Source organism: Streptomyces sp. NPDC050619, from assembly GCF_040654815.1.
GTDB lineage: Bacteria > Actinomycetota > Actinomycetes > Streptomycetales > Streptomycetaceae > Streptomyces.
On the sequence record NZ_JBFAIR010000016.1, the window covers coordinates 203261 to 217891 of the forward strand.

Annotated in this window: 14 protein-coding genes and 4 pseudogenes; 7 read left to right on the forward strand and 11 right to left on the reverse strand. The window is 68.5% G+C overall.

All coding sequences use genetic code 11. From position 1 onward, the window contains the following. Nucleotides 1–6: 6 nt before the first annotated feature. Nucleotides 7–1554 carry an amidohydrolase family protein gene (locus AB0I77_RS26290; RefSeq protein ID WP_363285141.1) on the reverse strand — a complete coding sequence of 516 codons (1548 nt, stop codon included), beginning with the start codon at nt 1552–1554 and terminating at the stop codon, nt 7–9. A 654-nt stretch (nt 1555–2208) separates the two neighbouring features. Here AB0I77_RS26290 and AB0I77_RS26295 point away from each other — a divergent pair. Further along, nucleotides 2209–2784: a transposase gene (locus AB0I77_RS26295; protein ID WP_363285142.1), complete on the forward strand. Its 576-nt coding sequence runs from the start codon at nt 2209–2211 to the stop codon at nt 2782–2784. Here the strand turns inward: AB0I77_RS26295 and AB0I77_RS26300 are convergent. Both AB0I77_RS26300 and AB0I77_RS26305 read right to left on the reverse strand, forming a co-directional pair. Continuing rightward, the gene (locus AB0I77_RS26300; RefSeq protein WP_363285143.1) at nt 2747–3478 is read right to left on the reverse strand and encodes an ATP-binding cassette domain-containing protein; all 732 of its coding nucleotides are present in this window, start codon (nt 3476–3478) and stop codon (nt 2747–2749) included. The genes AB0I77_RS26295 and AB0I77_RS26300 overlap by 38 nt on opposite strands. Continuing rightward, the gene (locus AB0I77_RS26305; protein WP_363285144.1) at nt 3475–4383 is read right to left on the reverse strand and encodes an amino acid ABC transporter permease; all 909 of its coding nucleotides are present in this window, start codon (nt 4381–4383) and stop codon (nt 3475–3477) included. Before AB0I77_RS26305 ends, AB0I77_RS26300 begins: the two co-directional genes overlap by 4 nt. 198 nt (nt 4384–4581) lie before the next feature. On the opposite strand from AB0I77_RS26305, the gene AB0I77_RS26310 reads away from it, so the two are divergent. Continuing rightward, entirely contained in the window at nt 4582–5382 is an 801-nt protein-coding gene (locus tag AB0I77_RS26310) for a hypothetical protein (RefSeq protein WP_363285145.1), read from the forward strand. Nucleotides 5383–5479: 97 nt separating this feature from the next. Here AB0I77_RS26310 and AB0I77_RS26315 read toward each other — a convergent pair whose 3' ends face one another. The 3 genes and pseudogenes from AB0I77_RS26315 to AB0I77_RS26325 all read right to left on the reverse strand — a co-directional run bounded on the left by AB0I77_RS26315 (nt 5480) and on the right by AB0I77_RS26325 (nt 7312). Beyond that, the gene (locus AB0I77_RS26315) at nt 5480–6133 is read right to left on the reverse strand and encodes a maleylpyruvate isomerase N-terminal domain-containing protein (RefSeq protein ID WP_363285146.1); all 654 of its coding nucleotides are present in this window, start codon (nt 6131–6133) and stop codon (nt 5480–5482) included. Between the two features lie 233 nt (nt 6134–6366). Further along, nucleotides 6367–6822: pseudogene (locus AB0I77_RS26320) on the reverse strand (NADP-dependent oxidoreductase); the annotation flags it as partial. 79 nt (nt 6823–6901) lie between these two features. Continuing rightward, entirely contained in the window at nt 6902–7312 is a 411-nt protein-coding gene (locus tag AB0I77_RS26325) for a (4Fe-4S)-binding protein (protein ID WP_363285147.1), read from the reverse strand. 248 nt (nt 7313–7560) lie between these two features. Here AB0I77_RS26325 and AB0I77_RS26330 point away from each other — a divergent pair, with 248 nt between their 5' ends. After that, complete coding sequence (locus AB0I77_RS26330) at nt 7561–9300, forward strand: pyruvate dehydrogenase (RefSeq protein ID WP_363285148.1); 1740 nt, start codon at nt 7561–7563, stop codon at nt 9298–9300. Nucleotides 9301–9524: 224 nt separating this feature from the next. Here AB0I77_RS26330 and AB0I77_RS26335 read toward each other — a convergent pair. After that, a pseudogene (locus tag AB0I77_RS26335) lies at nt 9525–9776 on the reverse strand (FCD domain-containing protein); the annotation flags it as partial. Between the two features lie 26 nt (nt 9777–9802). Further along, entirely contained in the window at nt 9803–9958 is a 156-nt protein-coding gene (locus AB0I77_RS26340; protein WP_363285149.1) for a hypothetical protein, read from the reverse strand. Between the two features lie 248 nt (nt 9959–10206). Here AB0I77_RS26340 and AB0I77_RS26345 point away from each other — a divergent pair, with 248 nt between their 5' ends. Both AB0I77_RS26345 and AB0I77_RS26350 read left to right on the forward strand, forming a co-directional pair. After that, entirely contained in the window at nt 10207–10548 is a 342-nt protein-coding gene (locus AB0I77_RS26345) for a hypothetical protein (RefSeq protein ID WP_363285150.1), read from the forward strand. Between the two features lie 90 nt (nt 10549–10638). Next, on the forward strand, nt 10639–12048 hold the full coding sequence (locus AB0I77_RS26350; protein WP_363285151.1) for a glycoside hydrolase family 43 protein: 1410 nt from the start codon (nt 10639–10641) through the stop codon (nt 12046–12048). On the opposite strand, the pseudogene AB0I77_RS26355 reads toward AB0I77_RS26350, so the two are convergent. Beyond that, a pseudogene (locus AB0I77_RS26355) lies at nt 12042–12242 on the reverse strand (NUDIX hydrolase); the annotation flags it as partial. The gene AB0I77_RS26350 and the pseudogene AB0I77_RS26355 sit on opposite strands and share 7 nt — an antisense overlap. A gap of 11 nt (nt 12243–12253) precedes the next feature. On the opposite strand from AB0I77_RS26355, the pseudogene AB0I77_RS26360 reads away from it, so the two are divergent. After that, a pseudogene (locus AB0I77_RS26360) lies at nt 12254–12570 on the forward strand (transposase family protein); the annotation flags it as partial. Between the two features lie 66 nt (nt 12571–12636). On the opposite strand, the gene AB0I77_RS26365 reads toward AB0I77_RS26360, so the two are convergent. Both AB0I77_RS26365 and AB0I77_RS26370 read right to left on the reverse strand, forming a co-directional pair. Next, complete coding sequence (locus AB0I77_RS26365; RefSeq protein WP_363285152.1) at nt 12637–13431, reverse strand: SDR family oxidoreductase; 795 nt, start codon at nt 13429–13431, stop codon at nt 12637–12639. Between the two features lie 348 nt (nt 13432–13779). After that, entirely contained in the window at nt 13780–14007 is a 228-nt protein-coding gene (locus AB0I77_RS26370; protein ID WP_363285153.1) for a hypothetical protein, read from the reverse strand. Between the two features lie 87 nt (nt 14008–14094). Between AB0I77_RS26370 and AB0I77_RS26375 the strand changes: the two genes are divergently transcribed. Continuing rightward, nucleotides 14095–14394 carry a hypothetical protein gene (locus AB0I77_RS26375; protein WP_363285154.1) on the forward strand — a complete coding sequence of 100 codons (300 nt, stop codon included), beginning with the start codon at nt 14095–14097 and terminating at the stop codon, nt 14392–14394. Nucleotides 14395–14631: the final 237 nt, after the last annotated feature.

Here is a 14631-nt window from a genome sequence, read left to right on the forward strand (position 1 = left end):
CGTACGTCAGAACGACGGGCGGTGGGTCCAGGTGCCGGCGAGCATCGTGGCGTGGACCGGCATGTTCCGCAGGGTGTGGGTGTCCGCGGTGAGCGGGTCGGCTTCCGTCACCACCAGGTCCGCCCGGTCGCCGACCCGGATCAGCCGTCGGCCCTGGGCCGAGCCGGAGAGGGCGGCGGCCACCGGGATGCGCTGTTCGGGGTGCCACGGCGGGCGCTCGTCGTCGGTGCGGGTGACGGCGGACGCGATGGTCAGCCAGGGGTCGAGGGGCGCTACGGGAGCGTCGGAGCCCAGGGCCAGGTCGGCACCGGCCGCGAGCAGGTCGGCGAAGGCGTAGGCCCGGTGGGTGCGGCCACTCCAGTGCCGGTCGGCCACGTCACGGTCGTCCACGGCATGGGTGGGCTGGATGCTGACGGTGACGCCCAGTTCGGCGAAGCGCGGGATGTCCTTGGCCGCGAGCAGTTGGCCGTGCTCGATACGGCCTGGGCAGCGCACCGTCTCGAAGGCGTCCAGCGCCATCTCGTTGGCGCGGTCCCCGATCGCGTGCACGGCGGGCACGATCCCGTGCGAGGAGGCACGGCGCAGCAGCGCGACCAGTTCCTGCGGGGTCACCTCCTCCAGCCCGTGGGAGCCCGGCGCCCCGGGATCCGAGCCCGGGTACGCCTCGTGACACAGCGCGGTACGGGTGTTGAGCGAGCCGTCGGTGAGCAGCTTGAACGGCCCGACCTCCAGCAGCCCGCCCGGGACGCCGAGGAGCTGGCCGGTGCGCAGCCCGCGGCCGATCGCCGCTTCCAGGTGCGGGAGCCAGATGCCCGCAGCCACCCGCAGCGGCACGTCGGCGGTGTTCATCCTGCGGGTCCAGTCCGCGATGTTGTCGGCGTACTCGAAGTCGACGATGCCGGTGATTCCCCGCGCGGCGGCGGCCACGCAGGCCTCCCGCACCCATCGGTCCGTCACCTCCGCCGGTACGGCGGTGAGTTCGACGATGGCCCGCATGCACTCCTGCTCGCGCAGCAGTCCCGTCGGATGCTCGCCGCGGCCCACCAGGGCGAGCGCGGCCGAGTTCAGCCAGGCCGCGTGCAGATCCATGCTGATCAGCAGCGCGGGGCGGTCCGGGACGACGGCGTCCAGCAGGTCCTTGTGCGGTGCGTCCGGCCACAGTCCGTCGCGGAAGCCGTAGCCGATCACCGGCTCGCCGGGCGGCAGGACGGTTGCCCGCCCGCCGGCCGCGTCGGCCGCGGCCCGTGCCGAGCCGGCGCCGGACAGATCGAGTCGGCGACGCACCCCCGCCCACTGGACCATGTGCACGTGGGAGTCCCACAGCCCCGGCAGCAGGGTCCGGCCGTCGAGGTCGAGGCGCTGCCCGTCGGCGCGTGGTGACGTGCCCGCCGGGAAGACGGCCGTGACGAGACCGTGCTCGATCCGGACGTCGCTCAGCGGTCCGCCCGCGCCGAGGTGGACCCGGCGCAGGGTGACCGGCGGCGCGGCGGCCGATCCGGCGCCGGACGCTGTGGTGGTCGTGACGGTCGTGGTGGTGGTCCTCGTGGTGGTCACGGCTTCCTCCGGATGTCGCGCGGGGCACGGGCGACTTCAGTGTGGACGGCCGTCGGCCTGCTCGACAGTCCGCCCACCATGACCAGCTCGCTTCGGAAGACATCGGGAGCCTTCGTGAGACACCGCCCTGGCCTCGATCCAAGACCCACCAGGTCCCCTGCGCAGCGCTGGCCGTCGAACGGCGCGAGTACGCTGCTCCCGTGGGGATCACCCTCGATCTCAGGAGCGCCCGGGCGGCCGATGTCCATGTCCGTTCCCACCATGGGGGGGCAGGTCACCTCGGGCGAGCCGGTCATGGTCGGGGGTGCCTTCGACCAGGTGCCGGACGCCCGGTTCCACGCAACTGTTCCGGTCCGTGGCCCGGCCGCTCGGCGCTGAGGGCGAGCTGTTCCGAGGGCTGCGAGTGCTGGCCCTGGACGGGATACTGCTGGCCGTGCCCGACTCCGCGGGCAACAACGACGCCTTCGGCAAGTCCGGATCCCAGCGCAGTCCCATGGGCTATCCGCAGGCCAGAGTGGTCGCGGTGGCCGAGTGTTCCTCTCACGCCGTCCTGGACGCCGCGATCGGCGGGTTCAAGGATTCCGAGCGCATCGTCTCCGACGCCCTGGACGCCCATGTCGGGACGGGCACGCTGTTACTGGCCGACCGGGGACTGTGGGGTCTGGCCCGCTGCCACCGGCTCCGGGACGGGGAACGCACCTGCTGTGGCGCATCGAGCGACGCAAAGCCCGCCGGGTCCAGGACGTCCTGCCCGACGGCAGCTACCTCGCCCGGATCGAGGCGAACAAGCACAGCAAGGCGGCCGGAACCGTCAAGGCGCCGCCGGCGCTGGTCCGGGTGATCGAGTACCGCGTTGACGGGCAGGCCGACATCGTCCGGCTCATCACCAGCCTGACCGACCACGAGAGGTACCCCGCCGAAGAACTCGCCGTCCTCTACGCCCGGCGCTGGGAGATCGAGCTCGTCTTCGATGAGATCAAGACCCACCAACGCGGGCGGCCGGTCCTCAGGTCGCAGACACCGGACGGCGTGCGGCAGGAGATCTACGCGCACTTGATCGTGCACCATGCCACCCGGGATCTGCTGGAGGAGGCCGCCCGCCTGCACCACAGCATCGCTGAGCGGACCTCGTTCACCCGGGCTCTGCACGTCGTCCGCCGCTCGGTGATCTCACCGAGCGGCTTTTCCCCCCTCAGCCCGCAAGCGGGACCGACGCCTGGGACTCTCTGAAATCGGTCGCAGTCTGCTGCCCCGCCGAAGATCCCGTGACTGCCCTCGCAAGATCCGTTCCTGCGTCACCGGCTACACCAGCAAAGCCTCTGACGAACCCTCCAGCAGCCGTCGCCCACCGGTCGCCGTGACCTTGAACAACCGGTGGCACGACCACTAGAGCAACGGCATTGGCCCTAAGGGCCTGGGGGACCCCCAGCTGCTGGCCGCCCGACAACTCCTCCGGGTAGCTGTCGAGTCGGTCGGCGAGCCCCACGCGGGCCATGAGCCGCTCGGCGCGGGCGTCCGCCTCCGCCTTCGACACCTTCTGTACCAGGCGAGGGGCGTGCACGATGTTCTCGCGGGCGGTCAGGTGCGGGAAGAGATTGAAGCTCTGGAACACCATGCCCATGACCGCCCGCTGCGCGGCGAGTTCCCGGCTTCCGAGCTCGACCAGGACGTCGCCGTCCTGCCGGTAGCCGATGATGTCGCCGTCGACCAGGACCAACCCGCCGTCGGGGACTTCGAGATGGTTGACGCAGCGCAGCAGAGTGCTCTTGCCGGATCCGGACGGCCCGATGAGACAGACCGTCTCTCCGCGCCGCACCTCCAGCGATATCCCGTGCAGAACTTCCGTTTCTCCGAAGGACTTGCGGATCTCGTGCAGCGAGACGATGGCCTTCGACTCCGTCTGTGACTCCGTTGCCGCGATCACAGCGAATTCTCGATTCTCCTGGGAGGCAGGCTCTTTCGCGACCGGGCCAGGGTATGCCGCGAAAGCCTCCGCTCCAAGCGCTGCTGACCGATGGTCAGAACTCCTGTGATGGCCATGTACCAGATGGCCGCCACAATGAGCAGCGGCACCGTCTGGAAGTTCTTCGCGTAGATGAGCTGAACCGAATACAGCAGGTCCGCGAGGGAGATGACGCTGACCAGCGAGGTGGCCTTGAGGAGCGAGATCAGCTCATTGCCCATGGGCGGCACGATGATGCGCAGCGCCTGCGGCAGGCTGACCCGGAAGAACGTCTGAGCGGGTGTCAGCCCGAGCGCGGCGGCGGCCTGCCGCTGACCGTCCGGTACGGAGAGCAGCCCGGACCGGATCAACTCCGCGATGTACGCGGTCTCGTGCAGGGTGAGGCCGACGATGGCCGCGGTCAGCGGACCCACGAGCGAGTTGGAGTCGAAGGTGGCGAACCGCGGCCCCCACGGAATGCCGATCGACAGGGTGGGGAAGAGGGCCGCCAGGTTGTACCAGAACAGGAGCTGCACCAGCATGGGAATGCTGCGGAACACCCAGATGAAACCCGCGGCCGCGGCGGACATCAGGCGCGCCTGCCCCATGCGCATGAGAGCCACCACGGTGCCGAGGACGAGCGAGAGCAGCATCGTCACCGCCGTCATGCCGAGACTGACGCCGATGCCTTGGAGAATGCGTATCTCGAAGAAATAGCGGGACACCGTTCCCCATTCGAAACGGGGATTGGTGAGGACCGTCGTCGCCATCATCGCGGCGAACAGCACAACGGCGGCATTGGCCACCCATATCGCCGGTCGACGGCGCTTTATGCGTTTGAGCGTCAGCGCGTCGGGCGGCGCGCCGAGATTCAGGACTCTGCTCATATGGCCCTCGGATGGGTGGCGGAACGGTACGGCCGATGAACGAACCCTAAATTCCCCGGTGACAGCCCCGGCCACGGTTGACACACTTGTGTCAACCGTTAACGCCGACGGGCATCGGGCAACCCAAGCACCAGAACCCCAAAAGGTATGGCAAAAGGGTCTGGGAGCGGCGCGGGACCTCATGCCATCGTGCCTGCCATGACGACTGATCACCTCACGCACAACCGCCCCCCACGCCCCGTACGACACGCGGCGAGCAAGGTGCCGGAGGTGACCCTCTACTTCTGGATCATCAAGGTGCTGACGACCGGAATGGGCGAGACGGCCTCCGACTTCCTGGCCCACTGGCTCGGCCCGATCCCCGCCGTCGGCCTCGGCGGCATCGCCCTGTTGGCCGCCCTGGCAGTGCAGTTCGCCGCCCGCCGGTACGTGCCCTGGATCTACTGGACGGCGATCGTCATGGTCAGCGTGTTCGGCACGATGGCCGCCGATGTCCTGCACGTCGGCCTCGGTGTGCCGTATACGGTCTCGACCCCGTTCTTCATGGCCGTGCTGGCCGCCGTCTTCGTCCTCTGGCACCGCGGCGAAGGCACCCTGTCCATCCACAGCATCCACACCCGCCGCCGCGAGGCCTTCTACTGGGCCGCAGTCCTGGCCACCTTCGCCCTCGGCACCGCCGCCGGCGATCTCACGGCCACCATCGGCCTCGGCTACCTGGGCTCCGTCGCTTTGTACGCCGCCGCGATCGCCGTCCCGGCCGTCGCCCACCGCTGGGGCAACGTCAGCGCGGTGGCCGCCTTCTGGGCCGCGTACGTCACCACCCGCCCGCTCGGCGCCTCCCTGGCCGACTGGATGGCCGTCAGCCACAGCCGAGGTGGACTGAACCTGGGCCTCGGGCCGGTCACCCTGTCCTGGACGGTGGCGATCCTCGGGTTCGTCGGCTACCTGGCCGTCTCTCGCAAGGATCGTCAGGATCTTCAGACCCCCGGCATGGCGTGATGCCGCGGCGCTTCAGCGTCAGGAAACCGACGGGTCCGGAGTCGAAGAGGCCCGAGTCGGGAAGCCGGGTGACGAGTTCCCGCGCAGAAGATCCCGTTCAGCCGAGAACGAGCGGGAGTTTCGCGGCCAGTTCGCCCAGTTCGGCCGTCTCCGCCTCGCCTGGGGCACGCCGTCCGGTGCCGATCAGCAGCGCGTCCTTGTCGGAGAACGACGGGGGAAACGCCGCACCGGCGATCTTCTCCAGCAGCTCGCGTGACCGGGCGAGCCCTGCGGTGGGCGGTTCCGCCGCGTGTGGGAGGTACGCGATCAGGTCGAGGTGGTGCAACGTCCACTCCAGGACGTACGCGGAAAGGTAGTCGCCCGCGGTGAGCACTTCGTCGCGGGTGCCGACCCGGACCGCGGGATCCGCCAGCTCGGCGGCACGACCGGCGGCGGAACCGACGTCGTCCAAGTGGAACTTGAGCAGCCACGGCTCTTCGTACGCGGCGGCCAGGCGGACGGTCAGCGCGTCGAGTGGGTCGTCGCCGGTCGCGGGTTCGACGATGTCCCAGTAGGTCACCGCGTCCCGGGTCGGTTCCGTTTCGGCGGGAGTGACGAGGGTGATCAGGACGTCCTGAGCATCGATGATCAGGTGGCACACCAGGTCCCGCACGAGCCACCCGGTGCAGCCGGAGGGCCGCGCGAAGTCCTCGTCCGCGAGTTCGGCGACCGCCGTGCGCAAGGCTGCCCAAGAGCGTGAGAAGAGATCCACGACCGCAAGCTAACAGCCCCCGGCCCCCGCTGCGCTGTCCCTGCCCGACACCAAACAGCCGCTGGCGTGGTCGAGATGAGCTGTTTGCCGTCACATGCGCTGTCGACCAGGAAAGTACCTGCCACTCCTTGCGGCCCGTCATGGAGCCGATCGACGCCTGGGCCGCGCGGGATCTCGCCGTGGCCGGAGGCGTCGAGTACGGCGTCGACTCCCTCGGGGGCGACCGCCCGAACCCGGTCGGCGAGGCCCTCGCCGTAGACGACGGGGACCACCCCGAGCGAGCGCAGCCGTTCGTGGTTGTCCTGGCTCGCGGTGCCGATCACGCGCGCGCCACGGGCCACGGCGAGCTGGGCGGCGAACGTGCCCACGCCACCGGAGGCGGCATGGATCAGCAGGGTCTCGCCCTGGGTGACCTTGAGGCGTTCGAGGACCGTCCACGCGGTTCCGCCCGAACCGGCGAGAGTTCCGGCGACGTCCCAGGGGACGGTGGCCGGCTTGCCGACCAGTGCGGCGGCGTCGGCGACTGCTCTCTGGGCGTAGGCCGGGGTGCGTGAGGTCCCGAGCACCTCGTCGCCGACGGCGAAGGCGGTCACTCCCTCCCCGACCTGGTCCACCACACCCGCTATGTCGGAGCCGAGTCCAGCGGAGGCGGAGAACTGCACTGCAAGGGACATGGTGTTCGGCTTCATATTCTTGCCGGGGGAAACGGTTCGGATAAACGGTTCGGGGACACGGGTGGTGGGCGCTGCGCGGTGGCCACCGTCGGTATCACTGGCCGCAGGGGCCGGAGTGGTCGCAGTACGGCTGTAGTCGACTGCTCCCGCAGCCGCACAGCACGGCCCTGGTCTCGTCCTGCGTCCCCTCCCGCGTGTCCAGCGACAGTTCGCCGCGCACGATCAGCTGTCCGGCAGAGGTCCGGGTGATGTGGGTGGGCCTGTCCGGAGTCTCTCTCCCGCCGTCTGCCAGTTCGTACCGCAGCGCCCCCGAGGGGCAGCGGCGCACCATTTCGGCCAGCTGATCGGCCGGGGCGGCGGCGGGCTGAATCCACGGACGTCTGCTCGCGTCGAAGACCTCGGGCAGGCCGTTGACGCACTCGGTGGCGTGCAGACAGCGCCTCGCCTCGAAGGTCACGGTGATCCCCGGTGCCTGGTAGGCCTTCTGGCGGGGCGCGCCGCTCATACCGGTCTCCTTCGCTGGGTCTTCGGCCGAGCGGCCGAGCCACGGCAACTGGCGGCAGCCGCCGTCCAGCGCTCGGCTGCGAGTCGCAGTCTGCGATCACCTGGCTTGTTGATGCATCCACAAAGTAATCGCCTGATGTTGATGTGTCAACATTGTGGAAAGAGCGGCGGGCGGACCGCTCAGCGTCAAGGCCGCCACGATCTAATAGCGATCAGTACTGTCGAGAATCCCGTTCAAGGAGATCCCTGGTGCGTAATCCGACCGTGGCACAGCAGTTGATCGATGTTCTGCGACAAGCGGGGGTGGAACGCATCTACGGCGTCGTCGGCGACAGCCTCAATCCCGTCGTGGACGCGATCCGGCGTACCGACGGCATTGAGTGGGTCCATGTGCGCAACGAGGAGGCGGCGGCGTTGGCTGCCGCGGCCGAGGCGCAGCTGACCGGGCGGCTCGCGGTGTGCGCGGGCAGCTGCGGCCCGGGCAACACCCACCTGATCCAGGGGCTGTACGACGCGAACCGCTCCGGGGCCCCGGTGCTCGCGATCGCCTCCCACATCCCCTCGAAGCAGATCGGCACCGGCTTCTTCCAGGAGACGCACCCGGAGCGGCTGTTCACCGAGTGCAGCCAGTACTGCGAAATGGTGAGCCAGCCGTCGCAGATGCCGCGGATGGTGCGGATCGCCGTACAGCGCGCGCTGTCCGACAACGGGGTCTCGGTGCTCGTCATGCCCGGCGACCTGTCCCACGCGCCCGCCACCAATCCCACCGGGTCGAGCAGCTTCGTCACCGCCCGAGGCCGCGTCGTACCGCCGGCCGAGCAGGTGCGCGACCTCGCGGCGAGGCTCAACGCCGCCGAGAAGGTGATGTTCTTCTGCGGTGCCGGCGTACGGGACGCGCACGCCGAGGTGATGGAGCTCGCGGGCCGGGTGCACGCGCCCATCGGGCACACGCTGCGCGGCAAGGAGTGGATCCAGTACGACAACCCGTACGACGTCGGCATGAGCGGACTGCTCGGCTACGGCGCCTGCTACGACGCCATGCACGAGGCCGACCTCGTGGTCCTGCTCGGCACCGACTTCCCGTACGACGACTTCCTGCCGCAGGCCCGCACCGTACAGATCGACCACGACGCGGGGCGGATCGGACGGCGGACCGCGCTGGAGCTGGGCGTGCACGGTGACGTGGGGGAGACGCTGCGCGCGGTGCTGCCGCTGGTCGAGGCGAAGCGCAACCGTTCGTACCTGGACCGGACGCTGCGCCACCATGCCAAGTCCCTGGAGAACGTGGTCTCCGCCTACACCCGCAACGTCGAGCACCACGTGCCGATCCACCCCGAGTACCCGGCCGCCGTTCTCGACGAACTCGCCGACGACGACGCGGTCTTCACCGTCGACACCGGAATGTGCAACGTGTGGGCGGCCCGCTACATCACGCCCAACGGCCGCCGCCGCGTGATCGGTTCCTTCCTGCACGGCACCATGGCCAACGCCCTCCCGCACGCGATCGGTGCCCAGTTCGCCCACCCCGGCCGTCAGGTGATCTCGATGTCGGGCGACGGCGGACTCGGCATGCTCATGGGTGAGCTGCTCACCGTCAAACTGCACAACCTGCCGGTGAAGACCATCGTCTTCAACAACTCCTCCCTCGGCATGGTCAAGCTGGAGATGATGGTCGACGGCCTGCCCGACTACCAGACCGACCACGAGCAGGTGGACTACGCCGCCATCGCCGCGGGGGTCGGAATCCACTCGATCCGCATCGAGAAGCCCGGGCAGATCCGCGAGGGCCTGCGGGAGGCGCTGGCGTACGACGGGCCGTGCCTGGTGGACCTGGTCACCGACCCCAACGCACTGTCGATCCCGCCGCACATCTCCGGCGAACAGGTGAAGGGGTTCGCCTTCTCGGCGGGGAGGACGGTGCTCAACGGTGGTGTGGGGAAGATGCTCGACCTTGCCAGGGCCAATCTGCGCAACGTTCCGCGGCCCTGAACCCGGCCCATGCGTGCCGTCCTGGCGTGAGAGCCCGTCCAGGCGGACGCCCGCGACCTGAACAAGGGATGATGCGTCAACTTCAGCCACCGGGAGGCTCGGCGAGAGCCAGGGCACAGCGTTTCCGGAGTGCCGCCAACCTGGGGGACCTCCAGGTTGGCGAACGGCGCCGCTACTGCACCTGATCGCCCACATGCGCCTTGATTCTCGGACGTCAGCCAGAGCTGGCCGAGAACCCGCCGCGACACCGGGTTGAGGGCGGGCGCGAGCATGCTCTCGTGGAATCGGTGGTGCGCATCCAGCCACCGCTCGACATCCTCGCCGCCCAGTGCGCGCAGCTCGTCGTGCAGGCGGGCGGCCAGCCGGACGTCGTCCGGAGTACGGTCCGCCGCGGCCTGGACCATCAAGGGCGGCTCGATGAGTCGGCGCATCGCGTACGTGTTCTCCAGCTCGGACAAGGTCAGCTGGGTCACCATGGTGCCCTTGCGCGGCACGGTGACGATCAGGGACAGCTGCCCGAAGGAATCTCCCTGGTGAGGATCAGCCGACGGATCTCGCCCCGGTCGGATACTCCGGAAGCACCTAGCTCCAGGTCGCCGCAGAGGTAGACCCGCCCCTCGTCGGCGCGCGGAGAGGCGGACTTCGGGATCTTCACCATGCGAGACGTGATCGAGCGGCGGCTGATCGGTGTCGCGCAACCCGATCTGGGTCGCTGCGGCGCCCTCGCTGCTCGCGCTGGAGTACAGGTTCATCGACAACCCATGTCGACGGGTGGGTGGGCCCGGGCCTCGGCCTGCGACTGGACATGGAAAAGATCGAGCGTGTAGTAGAACCACGTGGCCCAGCGGCCCTTCTCGGGGGGACTGCGGCGCCATCGAACCTGCCCTCCACGTCGATCGTGACGTAGTGGCCGGTCACCGGGGAGAGTCGGGGAGTGCTCATCGGGAGTCCTTATCGACGGTCAACTCCTCGATCCGGGCCCCGGTGCATGCGGTGCTCGGCGAGTCGTTCGTGGCCAGCCGTGCCCCGCGGGAGTGGCGCGACGTCTGGCTGGGCGTCGACCACCGCGATGGCCACACCGTGCGGGTCGGCGCCGAGGTTTCCACCGTCGACGAGTGCCTGGAAGCTGTGCTGACCGGCCGGGGTATCGCCTTCACACAGGCGTCATGCTGGAGCGCTTCGGGCTACCCGGTCAAGCGCCGGGACAGACCTCCCGCCGGAATCGGTCAGGAACGTCAGAACCGTTGACGCGCACTCGCCTCACCTCTACCTTCTGATCGATTTGCCGAACCTAGTTCGAAATATCGGTCAGCAGTAGTCGTGTCCCTTGGAGAGCAGATGAGCGCAAGCCCCAGCCCCAGCCCCAGCACCGGCTCCCACCCCTCGCGCCGACTGTTCCTCGGTATGGCCGCGACCGTACCCCTGGCCGTGACCGGAACGCTGTCCGTCGGCGCACTGCCCGCCTACGCCGCGGACTCGGCCTATGTCATGGGCTACTTCACCGAGTCCACGACCATGTTGGAGGCCAACTACGGCCTGCACCTGGCGGTCAGCACCGACGGCCTGCGCTGGATGCCGCTGAACCAGAACAATCCCGTGGTCACCCCCACCGCGGGCGCGGGCGGTCTGCGCGACCCGTTCATCATGCGCAAGCAGGACGGCACCTTCGTCGTACTCGCCACCGATCTCAAGGGCACGGACTGGAACTACAACAGCCAGTACATCCACGTCTGGGACTCCGCGGACCTGCGCACCTTCACGGGCTACCGCCGGCTGAAGCTGCACGACATGGTCACCCACAGCTGGGCACCCGAGGCGTTCTGGGACGCCGGCCGCGGCCAGTACGGAATCATCTACTCGTCCGTCAACTCCAGCGGCCACAACGTGATCATGGTGAACTACACCACCGACTTCCGGACGGTGACGTCCCCACAGGTCTTCTTCGACCCCGGCTACGACATCATCGACGGCGACCTCGCCGTGGGCGTGAACGGCGTCAACTACCTGTACTACAAGAAGGACCAGACCCTCGTCGGCGCGCGGTCCACCACCCTCGCCCCGGGCAGCTTCACGCCCTTCAGTACGCCGGCCTCCCACGGCGGCACCGAGGCACCGACCCTGGTGAAGTCGCTGACCTCCAGCACCTGGTACTTGTGGGGCGACACCTACACGCCCAACGGGGTCTTCTACGCCTGGCAGAGCAACGACCTCGCCGCCGGCACCTGGACCGCACTGGACCAGCGCGCCTACACCCAGCCGCTCAACTCCAAGCACTGCACCATCGAGGCGATCAGCACCACCGAGTACAACAACCTCGTGTCGAAGTGGGGCAGTCCTGCCTGGAACCGGCTGAAGTCCTACAACTTCCCGGCCCGCTACGTCCGCCACGCCAACTCCGTCGGCCGGATCGACGCCTACCCCTTCGACCCGTACCCCGACTCGCAGTGGAAGCTCGTACCCGGCCTGGCCGACAGCGCCGGCGTGTCCTTCCAGTCGGTCAATTACCCCACCCGCTACCTGCGGCACTACAGCTACAACCTGCGGCTGGACGAGAACGACGGCACCTCGACGTTCGCCGCGGACGCCACGTTCTACAAGACGGCGGGCCTGGCCGACGCCTCTTGGTCCTCCTTCCGCTCGTACAACTTCCCGACCCGCTACATCCGGCACGCCGACTACGTCCTGCGCATCGACCCGATCTCCACCACCACCGAGAAGGCCGACGCCACCTTCTCCATCGGCTACTGAGGCCCGAGCTCCGTCAGGCCTCGGGCGGTGGCGAAGGGCGTGTAGTCGGCGGGTGGGTGATCGATGGGGAGGGCGGGGCGCCACGCGGTGAGGCACTGGGCGCTGGGGGTGAACAGCCCATCGGGGAGCTGGTCGAGCGGGTACCACCGCCAGTCCCCGACGCTCGCGTCCTCCTGGTCGGCGGGTTCGGTGCGGGACGACGAGGCAGGTCATCATCGATGCCGACACCCGCCTGGTCGTGGCCACCGCTCGCCCGGCCCCGGGCAACAAAGCCGACGCCCACGTGTGGCGCAACTCCGGCCTACCGGACGAGCGCCAGGGCGTCACCGTGCTCGGCGACGGCGCCTACATCAACACCGGCCTCGTCGTCCCGCACCGTAAACGACCCGGCCGCGCCCTGCTGGCAGGCGAAGAGGCTGAAGAACTACAGGATCCTCCGCGACTGTCGGGCAGCACGGCGACGGCCTCCATCACGCGGTCCAAGCCGTCGCCCACATGCACAACCTCGCCCCGGCCTCGTGATCAGAACAGCCGTAGTCAGGCTTTGACCTGCGAAATCACGGCCTTCTGCAACACGCTTGAGGCGGCCTACGCGGTTGTGGCGATGCCGCCGTCGACGGGGATCACGGCGCCCGTGAGGTATGCGCCTGCCCGGCTGGCGAGGAACACGGCGACACCCGCCATGTCGTCGTCGCGGCCGATCCGGCGTAGTGGGGCCGACGCCGCGATCGCCTCGCCGAACTCATCGAGGGTTGCAGCCATCATCGTCGACGGGAACGGTCCCGGCGCCACGGCGTTCACGGTGACGTGCTGCGGTCCAAGTTCCTTGGCGAGCACTCTGGTGAGTTGATGCAGCGCGGCCTTGCTGCTGGAGTACGAGTAGTTGGGCCGCTGGGGGATGTGGATGGCGGCGATGCTGCCGATGTTGATGATCCGCGCGGGATCGTCGGCGGTGCCCGCCCTGCGAAGTGCGGGCAGCAGAGCCTGGACCAGCCAGAACGGCGACTTCAGGTTGAGGTCGACGACCGTGTCCCAGGCTGCGTCCGGGAACGTCGCCAGCGGCTCGTCCCACATGGCGCCCGCGTTGTTGACGAGGATGTCGAGACGCTCCGAGTCGGCGGTGACGAGGTCGGACAGTCGCCGACACTCGTCGTGGCGGGACAGGTCGGCGGGGATGGCCCGCACCTCACCGAATGTGGACAGCTGTTCCTGCGCCTGAGCGCACGCTTCTGCGTCGCGTGAGCTGATGACCACGCGGACGCCCGCCTGGAGAAGGCCACGCGCGATCATCATCCCGATGCCTCTCGTGCCACCGGTGACGAGCGCGCGCTTTCCACACAGATCGAAAAGTTCTGCATGCGTTGTGAATTGGTTGTCTACCACTTGCCGCCTTTCTCGTTGGCCGCTGTCGGTGTTTTAATCGCGACTTTGCCGGGGCCCTGGTGGCTGACCGTAGAAGAAACTCATGCCTATGCAGCCGAGCCCTTCCGGGACACCGGCGAGACCCTGGTGATACCGGCATGCCCTCAACGCTATGGCCTTGGCGTGCACTCCAAGCAAGCGGAACAGGTAAGAAATCGGCAGGGTGCTCCCGCGGGGCGGCGCGGGCATGGCCTCAACTGCCTGGGTACCGCTGTGCGGCATGAGCCCCTGCCCCACGAGCAAGAGGAATTCCCGTGTCCGTCAGTAGCACCCGGCCGTAGATGCCATTGACCATGCCGAACAACGCGGTCATCGAGAACGCCGAAACCGCCAATCCACACCCCGGTCCACATTGGCCGGAGCGGCCTCCACCGAGTACCCACGTCCGCGCAACTCCTTGACCGCCCGGTACCCGAGCTCCCAGACACCGCGGCTGACGAGGGTCAGGCAGTACGAGCCGACCAGGGCACCGGCCAGCGCCGTTCCCAGTACGGGCCATGCCTCCCGCCTGCGACGGTGCAGCCGCGTGGTGTCCATCTCGCTGCGCGAACTGTTGGCTCGTGTGCCTGTCTGTGACGTCAACGTGCACACTGACGGTTTCCCGTTCGACCGAAGGACTGAGCCGTGCCCGACCGACCTGAGATTGTCTGCATCTGCGGCTCTACCCGGTTCGTGGACGAGATGCGTGCGGCGAACCGTGATCTGACCTTCGCAGGTGTCATCGTCGTCGCGCCAGGCGAAGCAGACGAGTTGATCACGAACGAGCAGAAGACCGCGCTGGACGCCCTCCACCTGCGCAAGATCGACCTGGCTGACCGGGTTCTGGTCGTCAACCCCGGCGGGTATATCGGCGAGTCCACGAGCAGGGAGATCGCATATGCCCACGCCACCGGCAAGCCGATCTCGTTCACCGAACCCGTCTGACCAGTAGACGCTTCGCCGTCCTCGGCGCCAACATCTGCTTCACCATGATCATGGCCGCAGGCTCCATCGCCGGCGCGGTGCTGGGCGGCCTGCTTCTGGGTCGGTGCGGTGATCGACAATGCTCCCGCCAACCTCCTCATCGGATCGACCCCGGAGGAACAGCGTCCCGGCTACATGGGCGTCGTGCGTGACGGCTTCTGCGCGCGCGGGGTCGACGAGTTCCTGACCCCCCGTCCC

Excerpts from the sequence above, each read along its gene's own strand:
- AB0I77_RS26305 (WP_363285144.1), bottom strand. The coding sequence starts at position 4,383 with ATGAGCAGAGTCCTGAATCTCGGCGCGCCGCCCGACGCGCTGACGCTC.
- AB0I77_RS26310 (WP_363285145.1), top strand. The coding sequence starts at position 4,582 with ATGACGACTGATCACCTCACGCACAACCGCCCCCCACGCCCCGTACGA.
- AB0I77_RS26325 (WP_363285147.1), bottom strand. The coding sequence starts at position 7,312 with ATGAGCGGCGCGCCCCGCCAGAAGGCCTACCAGGCACCGGGGATCACC.
- AB0I77_RS26340 (WP_363285149.1), bottom strand. The coding sequence starts at position 9,958 with ATGGTGAAGATCCCGAAGTCCGCCTCTCCGCGCGCCGACGAGGGGCGG.
- AB0I77_RS26350 (WP_363285151.1), top strand. The coding sequence starts at position 10,639 with ATGAGCGCAAGCCCCAGCCCCAGCCCCAGCACCGGCTCCCACCCCTCG.
- AB0I77_RS26370 (WP_363285153.1), bottom strand. The coding sequence starts at position 14,007 with ATGGACACCACGCGGCTGCACCGTCGCAGGCGGGAGGCATGGCCCGTA.